18 protein-coding genes are annotated in these 21,647 nt (G+C 59.6%); 9 read left to right on the top strand and 9 right to left on the bottom strand.

The genetic code is table 11. From position 1 onward, the window contains the following. The first annotated feature begins 241 nt into the window (after nucleotides 1-241). The 3 genes from guaB (at nucleotide 242) to Mal65_RS15730 (ending at nucleotide 7,114) form a co-directional block, all read left to right on the top strand. On the top strand, nucleotides 242-1,723 hold the full coding sequence (gene guaB / locus Mal65_RS15740; protein ID WP_145299508.1) for an IMP dehydrogenase: 1,482 nt from the start codon (nucleotides 242-244) through the stop codon (nucleotides 1,721-1,723). Between the two features lie 52 nt (nucleotides 1,724-1,775). Continuing rightward, nucleotides 1,776-3,743, top strand: coding sequence for a hypothetical protein (locus Mal65_RS15735; RefSeq protein WP_165701314.1), 1,968 nt, complete (start codon nucleotides 1,776-1,778; stop codon nucleotides 3,741-3,743). Nucleotides 3,744-4,003: 260 nt separating this feature from the next. Then, nucleotides 4,004-7,114, top strand: coding sequence for an SUMF1/EgtB/PvdO family nonheme iron enzyme (locus tag Mal65_RS15730; RefSeq protein WP_231131149.1), 3,111 nt, complete (start codon nucleotides 4,004-4,006; stop codon nucleotides 7,112-7,114). A gap of 156 nt (nucleotides 7,115-7,270) precedes the next feature. Here Mal65_RS15730 and Mal65_RS15725 read toward each other — a convergent pair whose 3' ends face one another. Next, nucleotides 7,271-8,563, bottom strand: a complete 1,293-nt coding sequence (locus tag Mal65_RS15725; protein ID WP_145299498.1) for a Gfo/Idh/MocA family protein — start codon at nucleotides 8,561-8,563, stop codon at nucleotides 7,271-7,273. Nucleotides 8,564-8,693: 130 nt separating this feature from the next. Beyond that, the gene (locus Mal65_RS15720) at nucleotides 8,694-9,542 is read right to left on the bottom strand and encodes a sulfite exporter TauE/SafE family protein (RefSeq protein ID WP_196784210.1); all 849 of its coding nucleotides are present in this window, start codon (nucleotides 9,540-9,542) and stop codon (nucleotides 8,694-8,696) included. Between Mal65_RS15720 and Mal65_RS15715 the strand changes: the two genes are divergently transcribed. Continuing rightward, nucleotides 9,541-9,888, top strand: a complete 348-nt coding sequence (locus tag Mal65_RS15715; protein WP_196784209.1) for a hypothetical protein — start codon at nucleotides 9,541-9,543, stop codon at nucleotides 9,886-9,888. The two genes, Mal65_RS15720 and Mal65_RS15715, sit on opposite strands and share 2 nt — an antisense overlap. Here Mal65_RS15715 and Mal65_RS15710 read toward each other — a convergent pair. The 6 genes from Mal65_RS15710 to Mal65_RS15685 all read right to left on the bottom strand — a co-directional run bounded on the left by Mal65_RS15710 (nucleotide 9,885) and on the right by Mal65_RS15685 (nucleotide 14,985). Then, entirely contained in the window at nucleotides 9,885-10,739 is an 855-nt protein-coding gene (locus Mal65_RS15710) for an MBL fold metallo-hydrolase (protein ID WP_145299495.1), read from the bottom strand. The two genes, Mal65_RS15715 and Mal65_RS15710, sit on opposite strands and share 4 nt — an antisense overlap. Further along, nucleotides 10,736-11,179 carry a PaaI family thioesterase gene (locus Mal65_RS15705; RefSeq protein ID WP_145299492.1) on the bottom strand — a complete coding sequence of 148 codons (444 nt, stop codon included), beginning with the start codon at nucleotides 11,177-11,179 and terminating at the stop codon, nucleotides 10,736-10,738. Before Mal65_RS15705 ends, Mal65_RS15710 begins: the two co-directional genes overlap by 4 nt. Before the next feature lie 180 nt (nucleotides 11,180-11,359). Beyond that, the gene (rimI, locus tag Mal65_RS15700) at nucleotides 11,360-11,836 is read right to left on the bottom strand and encodes a ribosomal protein S18-alanine N-acetyltransferase (protein ID WP_235951916.1); all 477 of its coding nucleotides are present in this window, start codon (nucleotides 11,834-11,836) and stop codon (nucleotides 11,360-11,362) included. 214 nt (nucleotides 11,837-12,050) lie between these two features. Beyond that, nucleotides 12,051-13,157, bottom strand: coding sequence for a DNA polymerase III subunit (locus Mal65_RS15695; protein ID WP_196784208.1), 1,107 nt, complete (start codon nucleotides 13,155-13,157; stop codon nucleotides 12,051-12,053). Then, complete coding sequence (rpiB, locus tag Mal65_RS15690; RefSeq protein ID WP_145299486.1) at nucleotides 13,154-13,615, bottom strand: ribose 5-phosphate isomerase B; 462 nt, start codon at nucleotides 13,613-13,615, stop codon at nucleotides 13,154-13,156. The genes Mal65_RS15695 and rpiB overlap by 4 nt, the downstream gene beginning before the upstream one ends. 11 nt (nucleotides 13,616-13,626) lie before the next feature. After that, entirely contained in the window at nucleotides 13,627-14,985 is a 1,359-nt protein-coding gene (locus Mal65_RS15685) for an arsenate reductase/protein-tyrosine-phosphatase family protein (RefSeq protein ID WP_196784207.1), read from the bottom strand. Here Mal65_RS15685 and Mal65_RS15680 point away from each other — a divergent pair. The 5 genes from Mal65_RS15680 to Mal65_RS15660 all read left to right on the top strand — a co-directional run bounded on the left by Mal65_RS15680 (nucleotide 14,984) and on the right by Mal65_RS15660 (nucleotide 21,017). Then, the gene (locus Mal65_RS15680) at nucleotides 14,984-15,361 is read left to right on the top strand and encodes a hypothetical protein (RefSeq protein WP_145299483.1); all 378 of its coding nucleotides are present in this window, start codon (nucleotides 14,984-14,986) and stop codon (nucleotides 15,359-15,361) included. The genes Mal65_RS15685 and Mal65_RS15680 overlap by 2 nt on opposite strands. 283 nt (nucleotides 15,362-15,644) lie before the next feature. Continuing rightward, nucleotides 15,645-16,799 carry a BON domain-containing protein gene (locus tag Mal65_RS15675; RefSeq protein WP_145299481.1) on the top strand — a complete coding sequence of 385 codons (1,155 nt, stop codon included), beginning with the start codon at nucleotides 15,645-15,647 and terminating at the stop codon, nucleotides 16,797-16,799. 605 nt (nucleotides 16,800-17,404) lie between these two features. Continuing rightward, a complete protein-coding gene (locus tag Mal65_RS15670) occupies nucleotides 17,405-17,941 on the top strand; it encodes a hypothetical protein (RefSeq protein ID WP_390621864.1) in 537 nt (178 codons plus the stop codon). A 295-nt stretch (nucleotides 17,942-18,236) separates the two neighbouring features. Beyond that, the gene (locus Mal65_RS15665) at nucleotides 18,237-20,675 is read left to right on the top strand and encodes an ATP-dependent helicase (RefSeq protein WP_196784205.1); all 2,439 of its coding nucleotides are present in this window, start codon (nucleotides 18,237-18,239) and stop codon (nucleotides 20,673-20,675) included. A gap of 111 nt (nucleotides 20,676-20,786) precedes the next feature. Next, nucleotides 20,787-21,017 (top strand): YecH family metal-binding protein, encoded by a 231-nt coding sequence (locus tag Mal65_RS15660; protein ID WP_390621863.1) that lies wholly within the window; start codon nucleotides 20,787-20,789, stop codon nucleotides 21,015-21,017. 52 nt (nucleotides 21,018-21,069) lie between these two features. On the opposite strand, the gene Mal65_RS15655 is transcribed toward Mal65_RS15660, so the two are convergent. Continuing rightward, nucleotides 21,070-21,567 (bottom strand): DUF427 domain-containing protein, encoded by a 498-nt coding sequence (locus Mal65_RS15655; RefSeq protein ID WP_145299475.1) that lies wholly within the window; start codon nucleotides 21,565-21,567, stop codon nucleotides 21,070-21,072. Nucleotides 21,568-21,647: the final 80 nt, after the last annotated feature.

The following is a 21,647-nucleotide window of genomic DNA, read 5'->3' as shown; positions in this document are numbered from 1 at the left end:
GCATGCCGACCGACCGGTTGCACCGATCCGATCGGTTGAATCCGGAACCATGTTCACAACGGGCGGCGGCGGCACGAAGTACCCGCGCCGTTGACCTCGGATACGGGAAACACCCCCGATTCGGCGATCGCCACGGGGGCCAGGCCAAACCCCGTGAAACGCCCCTATAAAACTGACCAGGGGTTCGGCATAATTCGATGTCTTTCCAGATTCCGCACCGCCGCAGAAAGCCCAACCCCCCATGCTGGAAGACAAAATCGGCGTCCAGGGCGTCACCTTTGATGACGTCTTGCTGGTCCCCCGCTACAGCGAAGTCGTTCCCGCCGAAGTCGATGTCAGCACGCGGCTGACGGACCGCATCGCGCTGCAAATCCCGATGGTGTCATCCCCCATGGACACCGTGACCGAATCGGGCATGGCGATCGCCCTGGCCAAAGAAGGCGGCATCGGGGTGATCCACAAAAATCTCAGCGTCGCCGGCCAGACCGGCGAAGTGCTGAAGGTCAAGCGTTCGGCCAACGGGATCATCGTCGATCCGGTCACGATGGGACCGGGCGAACAGGTCGGCAAAGCCGCCGAAACGATGGACAAGGCGAATGTCTCGGGCATCCCGATCGTCCACGACGACGGCACCTTGGCCGGGATTCTGACCCGCCGTGATTTGCGTTTCCTAGAAGACCCATCTCTCCCAGTCAGCGAAGTCATGACCCATGAGAATTTGGTGACGGCTGTAGGGAATGTAACGCTTGAGGAAGCTGAGCGAATTTTAACGGCAAAAAGGGTCGAGAAACTTCTGCTGATTGACGAAGAAAGGAAACTAACGGGACTGATTACGATCCGCGACATCGACATGATGAAGCGATTCCCGCGGGCTTGCAAAGATCCGCAGGGTCGACTTCGCGTCGGAGCCGCCATCGGAGTGGGGGACCTGGATCGGGCCGCAAGCCTGATCGGAGTGGGCGTCGACTTTTTGGTCGTCGATTCCGCTCACGGGCATAGCCGAAACGTGATCGAGACCGTTCGCGAAATCAAACAACAAACCAATTGGGATATCGACGTGGTCGCCGGAAACGTGGCCACCGCCGATGGGACTCGCGATCTGATCGAAGCGGGTGCGGATGCCGTCAAAGTGGGCATCGGGCCGGGTTCGATCTGTACGACGCGGGTGATCAGCGGCGTCGGTGTCCCCCAGGTGACGGCGATCATGGATGCGGTCGGCGTTGCGGAACAACACAACATTCCTGTCATCGCCGACGGAGGAATCCGTTTCAGCGGTGATGTGACCAAAGCGATCGCCGCGGGCGCAAGCACGGTCATGATCGGCAGCCTGTTTGCCGGTCTGGCCGAAAGTCCCGGCAAAACCATCCTTTACCAAGGCCGTACCTTCAAGGAGTACCGCGGCATGGGATCGATGGGGGCGATGGTCAAGGGAAGTAGCGATCGGTATCGCCAAAAAGGCACCGAGGCGGGCAAGTTGGTCCCCGAAGGTGTCGAAGGACGCGTGCCGTTCAAAGGACCGCTCAGCGATTACGTCTACCAATTGGTGGGCGGACTTCGTGCCGGCATGGGATATGTCGGAACCAGGACGATCGAGGAACTGCGACGGGACGCACGCTTCACGCGGGTGTCCGCAGCGACGGTGAGGGAGAACCACCCGCATGACATTGCCATCACGCAAGAAGCGCCCAACTACAGCCCCGACGTTCACTCGGACCAAAAGTAGGGCCCAAATCTTATCCGACAGCCGCCGCCGATTCGCTCGGCGGTTGGCCGCGTTGACGTTGACTCTGGCAACGTCCTGGACGCTGGGGACGGTCGACGCCGACGCCCAAGTACCAGTCAACGCTTCGCAAGCCAATCAACTGCGTCCGGTGCCCAAGTTCACCGCCCAGACGCAGCCCACCGCCACCCATCAGCCAAAGCGTGCCGGATGGAATCTGCAGTGGCAGAACCCCGACGTACCAAAAGCCGGCCCGGAAAAGGCCGGTAGGGAACAGCCCGCCGCAGCCGCCGCGGCGACAACAGCCAACGTCCCGGCCGCACAGCCAAAGTACCCGGTCCGCCAAGTCAGTGCGATCCAACCTTCGCCGGCACCGGCTTATGCTGGCGATCGACCGGCCACACCCACCTTGCCCACGATACGCAACGTCCAGCGGGCGGGATTGCCGGCACCGGTTCCGGTGGCGGACCCGAATGCCAACCAGGCGGCCGCCAACGATTTCTTTGAACATCCCTTCGGAAGACCCGATGTGCCATCGGTGCGATCCAGCCGACGTGCACGTCACCAAGTGGTGGCCGCCGGCGGTTCGGCAACCGTCGCGCCCGTCATGCCCGCTGCACACCGTGGCGCATCGATGGTCCGTCAAACCGCCGCACAGGCTCCCAAGGATTTGGATGACCTGTTCGCACCGCCCGGTGGCACAGCGAACCCCGCGAATTCCGGCAACGGATTTGGTCTGCCCGAGCCGACCGCGGATCCTGTCCAGCCGTCGGAAATGCGTCCGATGAACAGCTTGCGAGGGAACCTGCCTTCACCTCAATCGGCGCCTTCGCAATTTGAAATGCCGTCGACCCAGGAGGCACCCGCCGGTTTCGGTGATGGCACCGAACTGTTGCCGCCGCCCGCCGGCGAATCATTCGATCCGGGCACACCGGCGACCGGTCAAGCGATGCCGCGACAAGATTTGTTGCCGCCTCCGGACGCCGCCGGCCTGGACACCAATGGCCTGGATGCCAACGCTCCGAGTCGCCAGCCCAACGTCCAGTCGCCTTCGGACAGCATTCGCGATCTGATGCAACAGTCGCCTTCGCCGGACTCGACGACGTCGGATGCCCCGCAAACGCGTTCCGACAATGAACGGCCGACCGATGAAGGCTTGCAAACGCTGCCGCCACCGGAAACCACACCGGCACCGGAGCCCCAAGACGATTTCGGTTTGGATTCCTTTGACTTGGAAAGCAATCCGTTTGATCGCGAGAACCAAGACGACATGGACGATCTGCGTCGGTTGCGTGAAGAAGCTCGCAAGGAACGCGAAGAACGCGTCCCCGGTGCAATGCTTGGTTTGTCCTGTGAAGATTTCCGCGAACGAGTTCGCTTGCAATCCATCCGCGACATCTCGCTGGACCCCAGTCCGCCGTTCCGACCCGACGTGGTGGAACAGGATCGGTACGAAGAGTTCAAAACTCGCTGGGACGGCCAGCAAAAGGTACGCACCTGGCGTTCGGTTGATGGCGTGACGTTGGCGGTTGGAAAACTGCGTGACCTGACCTACGGCAAAGCGGTCATCGAAACCGAGTTCGGTTCGCTGGAAGAGATTCAAACGGATCGTCTGAGCGAAGAAGACTTGGCCGTCCTGACCGATAGCTGGGGATTGCCCACTGAATGCCAGTTGGAACAAGTCGCCTATCAACCGCGTGCTTGGCAGCAAATGACGATGACCTACAAGGCATCGAATCTGTGTCACAAGCCGTTGTACTTCCAAGAAGTCAACTTGGAACGTTACGGCCACACCGCCGGACCGGTGTTGCAACCCGTGGTGTCGTCTGCACACTTCTTTGCCAACATCGCCGTGCTGCCCTACAAGATGGGCGTGCATTGTCCCAGCGAATGCCAGTACGCACTCGGGTACTACCGCCCCGGCGATTGTGCACCGTGGATCATCCCCGCTGTGCCGATCAGTGCTCGAGGTGCCATCGCCCAGGCCGCTGTCATGACGGGAACGTTCTGGTTGGTTCCCTGATCATCGCGATCACCCAGGGTCCATCGACTCTCACGTGGCAAAGCACTGTGTTGTGCACGGTGCTGTGTCATCGTGCCGCATGCGGTGCAAAGGGACGTTTGTCGGTTGCGTGCTAGACTGAAGCCGGTCGTTTGCCGGTCGGCTGTCCGGCGACGGATTTCGTCCTCGGCACCCCGGCAATCAGGTCGATGATTCCCCGCCCGTATCGAATTTCTGCGAGCCCCATCGTTGTCCTCGCGGTTCTGTTGGTCGTTCATGCAATGACGGCCGAAACGTGTCCGTCGGCGACACCAAACTTTGATCGTCAGTGCGACAACCTACGTTCGGCGGTCGAACATCTGCAGACGACCTACGGTCACGACTATCCACGTGGCGACGCGTTTCTGAAACGCTTGGATGAACTTCGACGCAAAGCGGAATCCGACCCGGACGCGGCGCGATCCGACTTGGTCCGTTTACGACGCGAAGCGTTGCTGGATCATCCGCGGCTGACCGGTGATTTGCTGATGGTGCGTCGCCGGGCCGAAAACCCGATTCACGGGATCGCCGTGCCCGCGCCGCACGAAACCATGGCGGGGTACGATCGGACCGGTTACGACAACGACGTCGTGCGGATCAGCCTGGACGACATCGCCGCTGATCGGGCACAGCCGCCGATGGACAGGTTCTTTCGCCCGGACGATGGCGGCTTCATCGGCGATTTACGACTGCACTATGACGCCGATCGTTTGTTGGTCACTCGATCCGATGCGGTCAACTGGAAGTTGTGGGAAATCAGCATCGACGATCAATCGATGCGACCGATCACCACCGCACCGGATGATGTCGATTGCTTTGACGGTTGCTATCTGCCTGACGGTCGGATCATCTTTTCCAGCACCGCGTCCTACCAATCGGTGCCCTGTCACCATGGCCAGATGCCGACGGGAAATCTTTACCGCTGCAACGCCGACGGCAGCGACATGCGACAACTGTGTTTCGATCAAGACATCGACGCCAATCCGGTCGTCTTGCCCAGCGGTCAAGTCATGTACAGTCGCTGGGATTACGTCGGCATCAACCACATCTTTCTGCGTGAATTGATGGTGATGAACCCGGACGGGACCGGCCAACGCGCGATCTACGGCAGCAATTCCTACTTTCCCAACTCGCTGTTCTTCAGCCAACCGTTGCCCGGCAGCGACCACGGATTGGTCAGCATCGTGTCGGGATATCACGGTGCGCCACGCATGGGATGGCTGGTTACGCTGGATCCATCCAAAGGTTGGCGAAACGCCGACGGAATCATTCATCGGATCAGTGGCCAGGGCACACCGGTCTTGCCCGTGATTCGCGACACTGCGATCGATCCCGACTGGCCCAAGTTTCTGCATCCACAGCCGATTAGCGACAAGTTTTTCTTGGTCAGCATGCTGCGTGACCGCCGCGGCAAGTGGGAAATCTATCTGGCCGATGTCTTCGACAACGTCGTACGCATCGCCAAAGATGACCAGTATCATCTGTTGGAACCGACTCCGGTGCAAAAACGTGCAACACCGCCGGTGATCGCCGATCGTACCGATCCCCAGGCCACCCGTGCGACGGTCTATTTGCACGATGTGCACGCCGGGCCGGGCCTGGACGGTGTGCCGCGAGGAACCGTCCAGCGTCTCCGAGTGCTTTCGTACCATTTTGGGTATCGCCAGTTGGCCGGACCAGACAAAATTGGTTACGGCGGACCTTGGGACAGCATGCAGATCGAAGGCACGGTGGACGTCGAATCGGATGGTTCGGCCATGTTCGAAGTTCCAGCCAACACACCGCTGGCGGTCCAGCCGCTGGACGAAAAAGGCCGTGCGGTCCAGTTGATGCGCAGCTGGTTCACCGCGATGCCCGGCGAAGTCGTGTCTTGTGTCGGATGTCATGAAAAGCCGTTGGAGTCGGCCGCCTCGCAGTTCACCTTGGCGGCAACCAAACCACCGCAATCAATTCGTGACTGGTACGGGCCGCCCCGCGGATTTGATTTTCAACGTGAAGTTCAACCCGTGTTGGACCACCACTGCGCCGGATGCCATGACGGACAGTCCGCGACACCCGATCTTCGGACCGAAGACGCACATGACGACCTCGCGACTTGGCCGATCGGGTATGTCAGTCGTCTGCATCCAGACATGCATCGCGACACCGGGGGCCGAATGACGTACACGCCGGCCTACGATGCACTGGTGCACTACATCCGGCGGGTCGGTATCGAAGATTCCGTGGAAATGTTGACCCCCGGCGAATACCACGCCGAAACCAGCCCACTGATCCAAATGCTTCGTCGTGGCCATCATGGTGTCAAGCTGGATACCGAGGCCTGGGATCGTTTGGTCACATGGATTGATTTGAACGGCCCCTGCCATGGAACTTGGTCCGACGTCTATCCGGTTCCCGATGACGCGAAATCACGCCGTCGCGACCTGCAATTGCGATATGGCGGCCCGGCACGTGATCCGGAACACGTGCCGCCAACCCCGCCCTACGTTCCATTGGCGAAGGGGGATACAGGTCAACGCACCGGAGATGACGGGACCACGAGCAAGCCATCCAGAACATCGCCCGCCGGCGGGGCGGCATCGTCGGTCGGTCAGCGATCGATTTCGATGCCGGACGGATCCTCGCTAACGCTGGTGAAGATCCAGCCGGCGGGTTCGACCACGGCCTATTGGATGGCGTCGACGGAAATCACCAACGCACAGTATCAAGCGTTTGATCCCGATCATCGGTCCAGGTTCTACGCGCATCGATTGGATCGCCCGGATGGTCCTGGGGTTTGGATGGGCGAAGATTCACAACCGGTTGTCCGAGTTAGCCGCGATGAAGCGATGGCGTTTTGTCGTTGGCTTTCGACACAGACGTCGCTAGAGGTTCGTCTGCCAACCGATCGCCAATGGACGCTGGCAACGGGGGACGCCGCAGAGGCAAAGTTCTGGTTCGGCGACCAGTCCGATGACTTTGCCCCGTACGAAAACTTGGCGGATGCCTCATTCGGTCGCGGAGTCATGTCGGCGTTGAAAGTTCACCCACCCGACGTGACGCAGTGGTCCGGGGGCGTTCCGCACTTGGTCTTGGAAGGCGGCAAGCGATCGGCAGTTCGCTTCAACGACGGCGCTGTCGTGACGGCCGCGGTGGGCAGTTTTCAAGCCAATCCGCTGGGGATGCACGACATGCACGGCAACGTGGCGGAGTGGTTGTTGCCGGATTCGGCTTCACAGGATGACAACGCGGTGGCGGCTGGAGGTTCCTTTTTCGATCCTCCATCGGATGCCACCGCCGCGATGAGACGAACCTATGCCAGGTGGCAAAAGATTTTCAACGTGGGTTTCCGTATCGTGGTGACGTTTCCGTAGGCCGCACCAGGTGCGCTTTTAGCGAACGATGCTGCAGCAGCGTGGTTGCTTGGGGCTACTGTGCCGGAACTACGCTGGGGCTTGGTTCTTTGCTTCGTTCGCAGAGCGATAGGCGACGATTCGTTGGTGGCGTCTGGTGATGACGGCCCGCGGGGACTACGCCTGGTACGGGTGTTGGTATGGGGCGCGATATTCACGACGTAATAGCGCCGCCGCATCGTCGTTGCCTTTGACGTTCAGCGTCTTCGGATCGAAATGGACCGTCGTCCCACTCTCGTACGCCACCATGCCAAGCTGAACCGTTGCGGTGGAACGGAACCCTTGCTCGATCGGACATGCCAGCGATTCCTGGCCTCGTACGGCGGCCAAGAAATTCGCCATGTGTTTGCCGCCCAAATCGACCGGTGCGTCGTGGACTTCGATGTCGCCCTTGTTGTTCTTGGGGATCAACATCCACTGGCGATCGCTGGTGAAAATGGTGGCATCTTCGCCGAACAAGAACACACCATTCTTGTATTGAGGATCGGCTTCTGTGGCGCCCCACAGTCGGTGCCGCCAAACGACCGGCATCGAATCAAATTCGAAGTGGACCGACAGCGTGTCGGGTGTCGTGATGATGCCGTCGTATTGATAGATACCACCATCGGCCGTGATGCGAGTCGGCAGATCCAGGTTCATCATCATCCGGGTCGCATCGATGTTGTGGATGCCCCAGTCGACCAAGTGCCCATGGCCGGTGGTCTTTTCCAAACGCCAACTCTTATGACCGACTTGAGGGCTGTAAGCAATCTTCGGTGCCGGTCCACACCAACGATCCCAATCCAGCGACGACGGCGGATTCTGTGGCGCGGCGTCTTTGGTACCAGCCTTATAGTGGATCTGAACATCGGCTTGAACGATCCGGCCGGCCTTGCCCGATTCGACGAACTGTTTTACTTCGGCGAACGCTTGGCTTTGACGACGTTGAAAACCGACTTGAACGACGCGACCGCTGTCATTGACGGCTTTGACCAACGCCTGTCCTTCGCGGACATCGTACGTCAGTGGTTTTTCGCAATAGACGTCGATGCCACGATTCAGACAATCGATCAGTTGCAGCGAATGCCAATGCGGCGGCGTTCCGATGATCGCAATGTCGGGATCCACCTTGTCCAGCATTTCGTTGTGATCAGCAAACGTTTGCGGCCGATGACCCTGCAGCTTGTTCAGTTCCGCGGCCGATTGTTCCAGGTGTTCGCTATCGACATCACAGATTCCCGCGATGTCCACGCCACCCACCTTCAGCGCCGCTTTGGCATCCACCATGCCGTACCAGCCCACCCCAAGAACGACGGCTTTCAATTTCGAACCGTCCGCCGCTCGAGCGATCGGGGACGTGTGAACCATCGCGGCGGTTGCAGCAGCGGCGGATGCGGTGGAGGCGAGGAATTGTCGTCGGTTGTCGGCCATCAGAAGTGGTTCCCGGGCGATCGCGGATGAATGGAAAAGTCTGTCCGCTGAATTATAGCCGTCTGAATCGGGCCCGTTTTGTGCGACCCGATGACGCCGCGCCTCTATGAATAGGCATGCGTCGCGTCGGCTAAAACAGTCCGATCAATCGCAACGCGGCGATCCCGGTGAACGCCAGCAGGATGCCGTTGAAAAGTTTCTGGGAGACTCGCGACACAAGCCACCGTCCGCTCAAGATGCCCAGCGGAATCGCGATGGCAAATGCGGCACCAACCGCCAACGTGGATGGGGTGATCAAGCCCAACTGAAAACTCAGTGGCAACTTCAATAGGTTCAACACCAAGAACAGCCAGGCCGTGGTGCCGATCAATTCCCATTTGGGCAAACTGACCGCTAACAGATACAACGCCACCACGGGGCCGGCGGCGTTGGCCATCATCGTCGTCAACCCGGCCAGCAGGCCCAGCAACACCGCAAACCAGCGTTGGTGAGGGACTTGGTCGAACCAAGTCGGACGCCACATGCGAACCACTTGAACGATCGTCAACGCCAGGATGATGAACCCGACCAGAACGCGAAACAGATCCTCATTCAAGCGATCCATCAATTGCCATCCGATCAGGATTCCGACCAGCGTCGGCGGCAACAGGCGGCGGACTTGATGCCAGACCGCTTTGCGTCCGAAAAAGTAGATCGCACAACAGTCGCCGACCACCAGCATCGGCAACAGCACGCCGGTGGAATCTTTCGCGCCAAAGACGAACGCATACAACACGACGTGCAGCATGCTGATGCCGGGAAATCCCGACTTGCTGACCCCGATACCCGCCGCACCAATGGCGAGCATCAAAATCTCTTGGATCGAAAGTTCGGTCAGCATCAGGATCTTTACGGACAGCGAAAACGAAGTGCGGTCGGCCGATGACGGCACGTTGTCGCGCCGGTACAGTCGTTCGTGAAGATCGGAGAAACCAACCATGACGACCGGATCCGAAAACGACACCGACCCGTCGGGCCCGACCTGCGGTCCCGAATCGCCGGCGTTGCTTCCCGATCAATGCCAATTGTGTCGACGGATCACTCGCAAGGGAACCACGCGTCATCATTTGATTCCACGTCGCTGTCACAGCAACAAGTGGTTCAAAAAACGGTTCACTCGCCAACAAATGCAGCAAACGATTCCGCTGTGCCGCGACTGTCATTCAGCCGTTCACCGGTTCGTGCCCAGCGAAAAAGAATTGGGGCGCAACTACGGGACGGTGCAAGCGCTGCTGTCACACGATCGCATTCGTGATTTCGTCGCTTGGGTACGGCACCGACGTTAGACCAGCATTGAATCTGGCGCCGAAAACAACCCACGTTTTCCCACGTGAGTTTCTTCGCATCGATCGCCGAAGGCCGCACGCATTTCCGCCGCGGCGCTAAATCCCGTGCAATGCGACGGCGCGACACGCTGAACGCCCAAGTCCGTCAAGCCGCGAATCGTTTGGCGGATGCGATCTTGTGTTGCCGATCCCAAATGCATGCCGCCGATGACCGTGTCGATCGGACGATTTGGACGCAATTGGCGGATGTGCATCAGCGTGTTGATCACACCAGCGTGGGCACAACCCAACAGTACGACGATGCCCGCGGCGGTGTCAAAGAATAAGGCTTGGTCATCGACGATCGGGTCGACGGTCTGACAGGCATCATCCAGATAGAAATCGCCGCCGGTGTCTTCGAAGTCGGTGATGCGTGGGACCGGACCGGTCGTCCACAGCGGCCCGATAATGCAACGCGAGACGTCACAGGGATCCCAGCGATTTTGGATTGAAATCAGACCATCGCGGATCGACGTCTTCATGCCCACGTCGCGGACCGAGCCATCAGCCAATCGTCGAAACTTTGGTCCGGTGCAAGCGGAATGTCCGATGACCCGAACGTCTCGGTTGGCATCCCAAACTTCCGCCAGTCCGCTGGTGTGGTCGTAGTGGCCGTGGCTTAAAACAACCGTTTGCACCTGAGACAGTGGCAGGCCAAGTTCGCGGGCGTTGTGGGCGATGGCCATGCCTTGGCCGGTGTCCCATAGCAAGCCGTCGTTGCCGCACCGCAGATAACAGGCCCAACCGTGTTCGGCCAACAATTGACGCCCACGAACCGTGTTTTCCGCCAAGACCGTGACTTCGATGTTCATCGCTGTTTCGGTCGATCAGCGGTCGGATCCACTTTCGTCGCACGTTTGACAAACCGTGCCGTCGCGCGAGCCTTCGTCTTTCCGTCCTGGATCAATTCGGCTTCCAGGTAGTACAGCATGGAAGACGAATCGCTGATGTTCGCTTTCAAGATAATCGATCCGGACGAGGCGACCGGATGCAAGAACCGCACGTTCATGTCGGCGGTGACGGCCGTGACCCCAGTGGCAAAGATGCAATTGGTCATCACACCATCAAGCATCATGCAGATCACTCCGCCGTGCAGCATGTCCGGATACCCTTGCCAACGTTCGTCACACTGCACGATGGCTTCGACCGCGGTTTCGCTGACGGGACGAAATTGGATGCCCAAGCCGCCGGAGGAATCGGCGCCACAAACGACGCAGTGGGGATGGGCGAATTGCCGGGTGGATTGATACATAGCAGCAGCACTTCAAGGCGTTCCCCGCAAGCTTAGTGACAAGTCGCGAAGATGCCCACGCCGAACGCCCACGGCAATCGATGATGGGACGATTGACCACAGCCAACGAAAAAACGCCATCGCAGATTCTGCCATGGCGTTTTTGTTGATTCGTTTTGAGGGACGGTCCGCAAGCGCGGATCAGCCGGCCAGTCGTGAGATGCGATTGTGCGGTTGGGCCAATTCTTCCGCGGTCGGTTGGTACCGATACTGCATCAGGTAAGCGTCTTCGGCAGCGTCATCATAGAAGTCACGCAGGACGCTGATCGCACGGAACCCGACACTCTTGAAGAACAGCTGGGCTTCCAAGTTGGTTTCGCGGACTTCCAACATGATCCGGTTTCGCCGTTCATGTGAAAGCTTGCCCAACAACTTGCCGATCATCGCGTGACCCAAGCCACGACGGCGAAATTCCGGATGCACCGCAAAATTCAAAATGTGCAACCGATTCTTGTGCAGTTCATAGATCATGAAGCCCGCCACGCGGTCTTCAATCTCCGCGACCATCCCGATGCAATTGCGTTGACGCAGGCAACGGATAAAGTCCTCTTCGGTCCACGCAAATTCGAAGGATCGTGTCTCCGTCTCCAGCACCGCCGGCATGTCGCGACGAATCATCCAACGAATGTGAACGGCCAGAGATTCCTGTTTCGTATCCACCCTCGAACTCCTTTCGAGCACGTTTGACCGAGCCGACGGGAACCAATTCCATTTGACCCGTCTGTTGATGTCGTTTCCAACGACGTGACGGGGAAATTACCAGAAGCCCGCCGACGGACCAAGACAGAAAACGGGCGCGGATCGACGCAGGTCCGATTCGTCGGTTTTCCCGCTAGGATCCGATCGCCCCGCGGTCTCCGGTGCGGCCCTGGGCAAGGTCGCCGGCCAAGCATTCGATCAGCGTGGACTGATTCGCACTGCGATCGACTTCGCGAATCGCCCGCACACACCGGTCGACGCGGGACAGCAATAACTTCGATCCGGCCGGCACCGTCGCGGCGGTCGCCTGGGATGCGGTTTGCCGAAGCTGGCGACGGAAATGCTGAATGGCCATCGACAATACATCACGCAGGGCGTCGCGACGCTTGGATGCTTCTTTGCCGGCATCGTCCACGCGACTGGTGATGGCTTTGGCGATCGCGACGGGATCCAAGTTGGGCTGGGACAACAAGTTCAAAAAAGCCGTTTGCCATTGATCTTGGCCGTCGGTCAACAGTCGTGCCGCAACGGTCATGTCGCCGGCCGACATCGCCACGGCATCGGCAATTTTGTCGTTGCTGGTTTCGGTGACACCGTGGCCGCGACGCAGCAAATCGGCGGCATCGGGGCCCGAGGGGGGTGAAAACCGGATGACGCGGCATCGCGACCGGATGGTGGGCAGTTGTCGTTGTTCGCTGGTCCCGATCAGAATCACCAGCGACCCGGGCGGCGGTTCTTCCAGGGTTTTCAACAGACAATTGGCGCCTTCTTCGTTCAGAAAATCGGCGTCACGCAGGATGGCGACTTTGCGTTTTCCACGCGACGGCCGCAAACGAATGTCACGACAAAACCCTTCGCTCATCCGTGCATCGGGCGGACCGATCAACAGATCCAGCGGAATGAACGCCCGGTCGTTGGGCTTGCCGATCGTGATCAAGTCCGGGTGCGTTTGTGCGACCACTTGTTGGCACGCCGGGCACGATCCGCACGGTTGCATGTCGGCCGGCGCGCGAGTTTCACAAAGCAACGTGCGAGCCAACAGCATCGCGACCGATCGCTTGCCGACGCCGTGCGGGCCCACGAACAACAGACTGCCGGTCAGCTTGCCGGCACCGATGGCGTGGGCGAACCAGTCGGCCAAGTGGGCTTTGCCGATCAAGTCGGACCACTGGGACAGCGGCGAACGCAACGACGACGGATCGGCGGCGTTGTCGGATGATTTCGTCGCAGCGGGGCTCACGCGTCGGCCAAGTTCGGCGAGTTTTCGATGTCGACGATCTTCTTCAACCGGTTTTCGTGACGGCCACCGTCAAACTCCGTGGCCAACCACTTCAGCACCAAGTCATCGATTTGGCGGTCACCGATCAGATCACCGGGCAAGCACAGCACGTTGACGTTGTTGTGACGTCGGCTGATTTCCACCAAGACTTCGTCGTAACAGGATGCCGCGCGGACGCCGGGAAACTTGTTGGCAACGATGCACGTGCCGATGCCGGTGCCACAGATCAAGATGCCACGTTCCGCTTCGTGTCGACTGACTTTGCCCGCAACGATCTTGGCGTAATCGGGGTAATCGACCGGTTCATCGCTGTCGGTGCCTTCGTCGGACACGTCAAAGCCGTTTTGGGCCAACGCCTGGGCCAAGCGTGCCTTGATGTGATAGCCCCGGTGATCGCTGGCGATACAGACCTTCATCATCGGATGATTCCTTATGTCTTCGCTTCGACCGGAAAAAAGTCATCGCCCAGTGCATCCAGCCAAGCCGACAGTTCCTGTTGGATCTGGTCGGCACATTGCACATAGCATTCCACGGGCATGCCGACCGGATCGGCAATGTCACCGCCGTCCCGGCGCAGGGTGTGGACACGGTCGTGCAGATCCGGCCATGCGGCCAAAATCGCCGAACGATGGCCTCGCGTCATGGTCAAAATCAGGTCGGCCGACGCCACCAAGGCATCATCCAGCATGCGGCTGCCGTGTTCGGTCAGGTCCAGCCCGCGATCGGACATGACTTCCACCGCTTGTGGGCTGGCGGCACTGCCCATTCCCGCGGCCACGCCGGCGGACACGATTTGAACCAAGTCGTCGCTGCCGTAACGTTGCTGGACCAGATGTCGCAGCAGGACTTCGGCCATCGGGCTGCGGCACGTATTGCCGGTACAGACCAGGGCGATCACGGGTTTGACAAATTGACTCATGGCGTCGCGCTCGATGACTCCTTGGCGGATCAGTTGCCAGTGGTGATCCTTCACTTGGACCACGCTACAGCAACCACCATAACGAGTCGGACCGTCATCTAGCAGCAGTGGCACCGAATCACCACAGCGACGTGCAATCGACTTGGCATTCGTGGGAAACGCGGTTCCCGATGCGTCCACCGGATCGCTGCACGGGTCGCCGGTCTCGGTTTCCGGCAGCGTTTCGGCCGTGGCCAAAACCAGCGGCGCGGCCAAGTAACGATGGACTTGTCCCAAGACACGTTGGTCCACCACGCGAAAGGCGATCTGGTCGTCTCCGCCGCACACCGCACGCATGGTTTCGGCGGGCAAGCGTGACGCCGCCGATTGTTTCCAGTCACACTGGGTCCGCAAGATCAGCGGTCCCGGCCAACATCGCCGCGACAACCGCCGGACGATGGGCGACGATCCGTGCAGAAAGTCTTCCGCCGCCTCGCCGCTGCGGACCGACAAAATCGGCGTCGATCCCCAGTCGGATTGAATCTGCATCAACTTGGCGACCGCATCGGGCCTTAGCGAATGAGCGGCCAAGGCGTAAACGGTCTCCGTCGGGAACCCGACCACCTGACCTTCGACCAAAGCCTGGACGGTCCGATGGACCATGTCCCGGATGTCGTCGGTCGACTGTAGATCAAGCAGCATGGGCAAATGAGTGGTCGCAAACTGGCCGGCCACGATCGTCCGCACCAAAGGGGCGGCGACCGCAAACCGCGATTGTACCGCCCGATGGTCCGGATGCGTCAATCCATCGAACGGATCCGTGATCCAAAAGCCGCCCCGCGGTGGGCCGGAAGTTTCGATTTTTCCGGCGGCCGTTAGAATGGCCGCCATGACTGATCGATCGAAATCGCCCCCGTCGTCCACCGCCCGCCGATCCGGCGGGATCGATTGGATGCGTCATGCGGTGCTGTTGATCGCGGTCATTCTGTTCGTCGTCGCCGTGGTGGTCCGCCAAAGTGAAACCGCCGCCGGTGGCCAGTTTTTCGGAGCCGCGTGTTTCCGCATCGGACTGGTCTTTGCGGCCGTTTGGCTGGCCTGGGACTCGCTCCGCCGACCCGCCCGTTGGTTTCCGCCGGTGGCGTTGATGGCCGGTTTGGGGATTCTGGCCGCGATCGCCGCACAGCCACGCTTGGCTTTGGTGATGATTCCCGCCGCCGGCGCGATCGTGGCCATCGGTGCGGTCGTTCGCGGCATGCGTCAGGGGTGATGGGCCGACCGCTGTGGTGACAGGTTTCCCAGCAGGATCAGCTTCCCACGCCGTCAAACTTTGACACCCGAGCAATCCAAATCACAGGAATCACGGTCAAAATCGGAAAAAACCTACCACCAGTGCTTCGTCAGAACCGAAACAGACCATAACACCGGTCTGAACTGACCGCTGGAATGGTGCAGTCGCCAAAAATGATTGCGTGAACCCACGACCGCACGGAGCGGCTCGGCTTTCCAGCATTGACATACCGGAGCGATTCAGGACTGTAGGGAGGCATTCCATGCGACGGAAATATTTTGGATTGGCGCTGGCGACAATCGCTGCGTTCGGATCCACGGGCGTTTGGCAGTCAACCGGCCTGGCCGGTGACCGCGAAATCGCTGAACAAGTCATCCAGCGGCTGCGTGAAGGCCGCGATTCTGGCCAGCTGAAGGATTTCACGCTGGACATGAAGGTCGATAACGGCGTCGTGCTGTTCCGCGGCAACGTGTCCGGCCAAGAACAAAAACAGCTGGTTCTGCAAAGCGTCAAAGGCATCGAAGGCATTGAAAATGTCGTCGACGAAGTGACCGTGGAAGCCACCACCGTCGTTCGCCCCAAGGCCGCCGTGGCCAAGGTCGACGAAGGTTTCAGCTTCCGCGAAGCTTTGGCTCAAACGGCCGCCAAGCTGCAAAAGGACACGACCCCCGACCCGGTCGCTGTGCCTGAACCGGTTGCCGTGCCCGAGCAAGCCGCCGAAGTCATGCCCGGCACCGTGATGCCGACCGCCGCCGCCGAGCCGCTCGAACAACCGATTGCTCAGCCCGTGGTCGACCTGACCCAAGAAGTCATCGCTGCACTGGGCCAAGCCCAAAGCCGCGGTCAACTGAAGGGCTTCGGCGTCGACGTTTCGACCCAAGACGGTGTTGTCACCGTCAAAGGCAAGGCTCGCAACGCCCAGCAACGCGACACCATCTTGGATGTCGTCCGCAGCGTCGCCGGCGTCCAAGACGTCAAATCGTCGATCGAATTGCTGGAATCGCCGGTCCAACCGGTTTCGAACCTGCAAAAGATGAACCTGCGTCCGGCCAGCTCACCGATGCAAGTCCCCGTCAAGGCGGCTCCGTACCGCAGCGGCGGCGCGATGCAACAAACCCAGGCGGCTCCGGCCAGCACCGTGATGGGCGCTCCCGTCATGGGCCAACCGGTGCCGATGAACGGCTACCAAGGTGCCGCGGCTCCTCGCTATGACCAGCCCTACCTGCCCAACTACGCTTGGCCAGGTTACGCCGCTTACCCGAACTACGCCGCGGTGACCTATCCGCAGCAGTACAGCCCTTCGGCGTTCCCGTACATCGGCCCCTTCTACCCCTATCCGCAAGTTCCGCTGGGATGGCGTAAGGTCAGCCTGGAATGGGATGACGGCTGGTGGTACCTGGACTTCACCGATCGCTAAGCCCTGAGACCAAAACGCAGGACCGATCGGCTGAACCGGCTCTGACCGCACCGGCGGTTCCGCCATGTTCTGAATCGACACGCCCGTTCGTTTGTGAATCACAGACGGACGGGCGTTTTTTCGTGCCGGCGTCGCGGGCGGCGTGTAAACGGGTCACAGGTGACAGGGCAAAGGCAATAGATCACAGGGGACTGGGCAGGAAATGGGGCACGGGGAATCAGGCGACGGTTACCCAAGAAGACTCGAGTGGGGCTCCCCTTTGCCGCGCCGATCATCTCGTCCGTCGTTGCTCGGGGACCCAGTCGCCCGGTCCCGATGCCTTGGATCCAGTCAGCGGCACCTGTCCTTGCGATCCTTTTGCTTCGGATTTTCCGAATTACCCGCAAGATCGTTCTAAGTTCACACGATAAGTACACTACGCAAACCGCCGATCAGATCGTGCGTTTAGGTCTTTTCGATCCCAACGCAGCGGCGGCGATACGGTCAAGAAATTACGGAAGGTTGCTCGGATGACCAGCATGAATCAGACCACGAGAAGCGTCGAAGGAGCGGCGATGTCGAATGACACACTTCGCCTGCGTGTACGCCACTGGACGCTCACCGCCATGGCGGTCGTGATCGTTTCGTCCACCGGCTGTTACGGTGTTTCGCACAATTACAATCTCGGCTTTGTCGGCTGGCCACTGCCCGTCAGCCCGTACTTCCAACACAAACAGGAAGACAAGTTCGAGCAACACGAACGATACGGCCGGGTGCCGATCCTGGGACCGACCACCTCCGGTGGACCCCCGGTCGCGTTGGATCCGCCCAGCGATGATGAAATCATCCACGCCCTGGAAAAGGCTCGCCCGATCGAAGGCGGCATCCCGTTCGTTTGGGAAAAGCAACGCAACGACGTTCGCATCATCAAGGAAAAGATCGCCGACTACGTCGATCCGCCGCGTTTCTATCCTTTGATCGGACCGGCCCAACTGCACCACGCCCACTACAAGTGCACGGTCTACTTCGACGAAAAGACCACCGTCGGCTACCCGGTCCCGCACACGCTGCATGACCGCGAAGCAATCGAAGTGGTCTACATCGACCATAACCACTTCCACATGGTCGGCGACGTCGAACCTTACACGACACCCAACCTGTAAGGCCTCGCACACAGCGATCTGACCACTTTCTGACCGAAAGTTTGCGAACAGCCCGAACCGGCAACGGTTCGGGCTTTTTTTGATTGGCCACCATCCCATCGACAAGCCGGCCCGTTTTTGGTCGTCAACGCAGATCGATTCAACGCAAATTTTGCGGTCGGCGTCCTGTTCACCCCGCTCAAGCGGTGGGACAGGATCTGGGGCAAACGTTAAACTTGTTCAGGTACCGGCGGGCCGCCGTGATCTGGATTCCTGTCACGGGATCCGGGCGGACCGGCACGCCGATTCTGATTCGATGACTTCAACGTTTGGCAACGCCTCGGCCATGGATGCGATTCTCCGAGACCTGACCCCGCCCCAACGCGAAGCGGTCCAGCACATCGACGGTCCCTTGCTGATTCTGGCCGGACCGGGCAGTGGTAAGACCCGTGTGGTCACCCACCGCATCGCCAACCTGCTGCACCACGGAATCGACGCCCACCAAATCTTGGCGCTGACGTTCACCAATAAGGCGGCCGACGAAATGCGGACTCGGGTGCAAGGTCTTGCGCCCGGACGGCCGGTTTGGATGGGGACGTTTCACCGATTTTGTGCTCAACAGCTGCGTCGCTATGCATCGATGGTGGGGCTGTCGGAAAACTATTCGATCTATGACACGTCGGATTCAAAACAGGCGATGAAGCGGGCCATCGAAGCCGCCGGCGTCAGCACGACCCACACGTCGCCCGAACAGATCGCCGCGTCGATCAGCCATGCCAAGAACCGGTTGATCCCGCCGGAAATGATGACCGACGCGTCATCGATGACCGCCCGCGATGCAATCGCCGCACGCGTCTATCCGGTCTATCAGCAACAACTGTTGACGTCAAACGCGGTCGACTTTGATGACCTGCTGTTCCATTTTGCAAGATTGCTGCGTGAAAACCCCGACGTCCGCAGCAGCCTGGACCAGCACTATCGCTACATCATGGTCGACGAATACCAAGACACCAACTTGGCCCAATACGCCATCGTCCGCGCTTTGTCGATCCAACAGCCGAACTTGGCCGTCACCGGCGATCCCGACCAGTCGATCTACGGTTGGCGCGGCGCGGATTTGAATAACATCCTGGACTTCGAAAAAGACTATCCCAACGTCACCACCGTTCGGCTGGAACAGAACTATCGCAGCACCCCGAACATCTTGCGTGTCGCCGACCAACTGATCCGCTTCAACCGTCGACGCAAGCACAAGGAATTGTTCACCGATCACCCCGAAGGCGATCCGGTCGTTCTGCGGATTTACGAAGACGGTTACGAAGAAGCCGACGACATCGCGGACCAAATACTGGATGCGATTCACAACGAAGGCTTGCGGCCGCGCGATTTCGCTGTGTTCTGCCGAATGAACGCGCTGACCCGATCGCTGGAACATGCGATGCGAAAGCGGGGCTTGCCCTACCAGATCGTCAACGGGTTGGAGTTTTATCAGCGCAAAGAAATCAAGGATCTGTTGGCGTATCTGCATCTGATCAACAACCCCAATCACGACGTCGCCTTGCTGCGGGTGATCAACACACCAACGCGTGGAATCGGCGCGAAAACGATCGCACGAATCCAACAGCATGCCGATCGGCTGGGCATTCCAATGTTGGAAGCCGCCCGACGTGCCGACGAGATCGAATCGCTGCCAAAGCGTTCCGCTTCAATGGTGCTGAACTTCGTGCGTCTGTACGACCGTCTGCGAGTCAAAGCGACCGCGACGCTGGAAGACCTGCTGCGATATTTGGTCGAAGAGACTCAGTTCAACGATTACCTGGAACGGACCAGCGTCGAAAGCACAACCAACAATCCGGTTGCCAACGTCGACGAATTGATCAACGCGGCGGTGGAGTTTGATCTTCAGCATCCCGACGAAGGTTCATTGGAATTATTCCTGGAACAGGTGGCCCTCGTTTCGGACGTCGACGCGTTCAAAGAATCCGATGATCGGGTGACGTTGATGACGCTGCACGCGGCCAAGGGATTGGAGTTTCCTCGCGTCTTCATCATCGCGGTCGAAGACGAACTGTTGCCCCACCGCCGGTCTCGCGAAACCGAAGCCCAGTACGAGGAAGAACGACGGTTGTTGTTCGTCGGAATCACGCGCGCCAAACAGTGGCTGCAACTCAGCCACTGTAAACGGCGTAGCATCCGGGGAGACATGCGACCGGTGGTGGCTAGTGCCTTCTTGACCGAACTGCCACGCGAAGACATGCGTCTGGTCGAATCGTCCGTCGATCGTGACTTCTTCGAAAACGAATACAGCGACGGCGGCTATCCCGACAGCTGGGATCTGCCCGCGATCCAAGTCGGCGATGATGCAACGGCATCCGATGACCAGACGTCTCAGGTGCAACCACCCGTCATCACCGATGAAGATGTTTGCCAGTTGCCCGATCACGAGGGTGATGACGATGTCGTGCGCGAAGCCGTCGCCACTGAATCGTCGTATCGGCGAACCGCCAAGCGCGGAAAAGCCAAAGTCTCCATTGCAGGTGGGCTGAAAACAGCAGCCGACCTGATGGCCGCCGGCGCGACTCCGCCCGGAGCCTACCGCGAAGGCGCCGTGGTCTCGCATCCAAGTTACGGCCAAGGAACGATTGTCGCGGTCAGTGGCCGAGGACCAAAACGTAGTGTGAAGGTAAAATTCGCGGACGAAGAAGCCAGTTTTCTGATCGCCTATGCGGCGGCCGATCTCAGTCTGGTTCAATAGGCAACCCATTCAGCACAAGGCATCCATCCGATGGACACATCCAACCCGAACGGCCGATCGGACGACGGCAAACTGCCCACCGTGGATCCTGTTTCCAGTGACCAGCCCGAGATCCATGGTCACGAAGTCATGCGAATGATGGTCGAAAGCGGACAAGCCTACGACGCCGATTCGCTGCAGACCGCGGTCATTGAACGATTCGGCGTCACGGCTCGCTTTTGTACCTGCAGCGCCAGCGGCATGACGGCCGCCGAACTGGTCGTCTTCCTGGACCAACGCGGCAAGCTGACCCCGACCGACGGCGGCTTCACCACCACGCCTGACAAAATCTGCGACCACTAAACCCTCGCCGCCTCCACCCGTAGCTGGATGCGCCGGCATTCAGGCCTCCACCTCACCAACCCATCGAACCCGGCCCACCCTTAAACGGACCCGCCAAATTCGGTGTCACCCATCCGCCATAGAAACCGCCCGGCTGAGGCGTCGCCTGCCAATCGCCGACGTAACACGCATCGACCTTGTTCGCATAGAAGGCCAGGAACCTAGCGATGGGTGCGAAACGCTTCGTCGGATCCGCATAGAACCAAGCGACCATTGGCACGCTTATTCCGCCCGGCATTTCAAGATCCAGATAGCTTGCCGGGCCTTTCCATTCGCAAAACGAACCACCGCCGGCGGGATGCATCCAGTCCAGTCGGCAATCGCCCGGCGGGAAATAGTAGGTCGGCGGATGGCTGGTTTCCAGAACGCGGAAACCTTGCGTTGTTTCGGCGATGGTTTGGCCGGCATGAACAATCCTCAACCGATGCCCGGCGGGCTGCAGTGCCGGTGGTCGCGGATAGTCCCAAACGGATTCTTGTCCCGGGCCGACCGGGTCGGGTGTAGGTCGCATGTGATGATGTTAGCCGGATGTCCAGCCACCCCGCTCTCAACCGTAGCTGGATGCGCCAGCATTCAGACGCCCTACCCTCA

Source organism: Crateriforma conspicua (assembly GCF_007752935.1).
Taxonomy (GTDB): Bacteria; Planctomycetota; Planctomycetia; order Pirellulales; family Pirellulaceae; genus Crateriforma; species Crateriforma conspicua.
The sequence above is the reverse complement of the archived record's forward strand: the minus strand, read 5'-3'. Positions and strand labels throughout refer to the sequence as shown.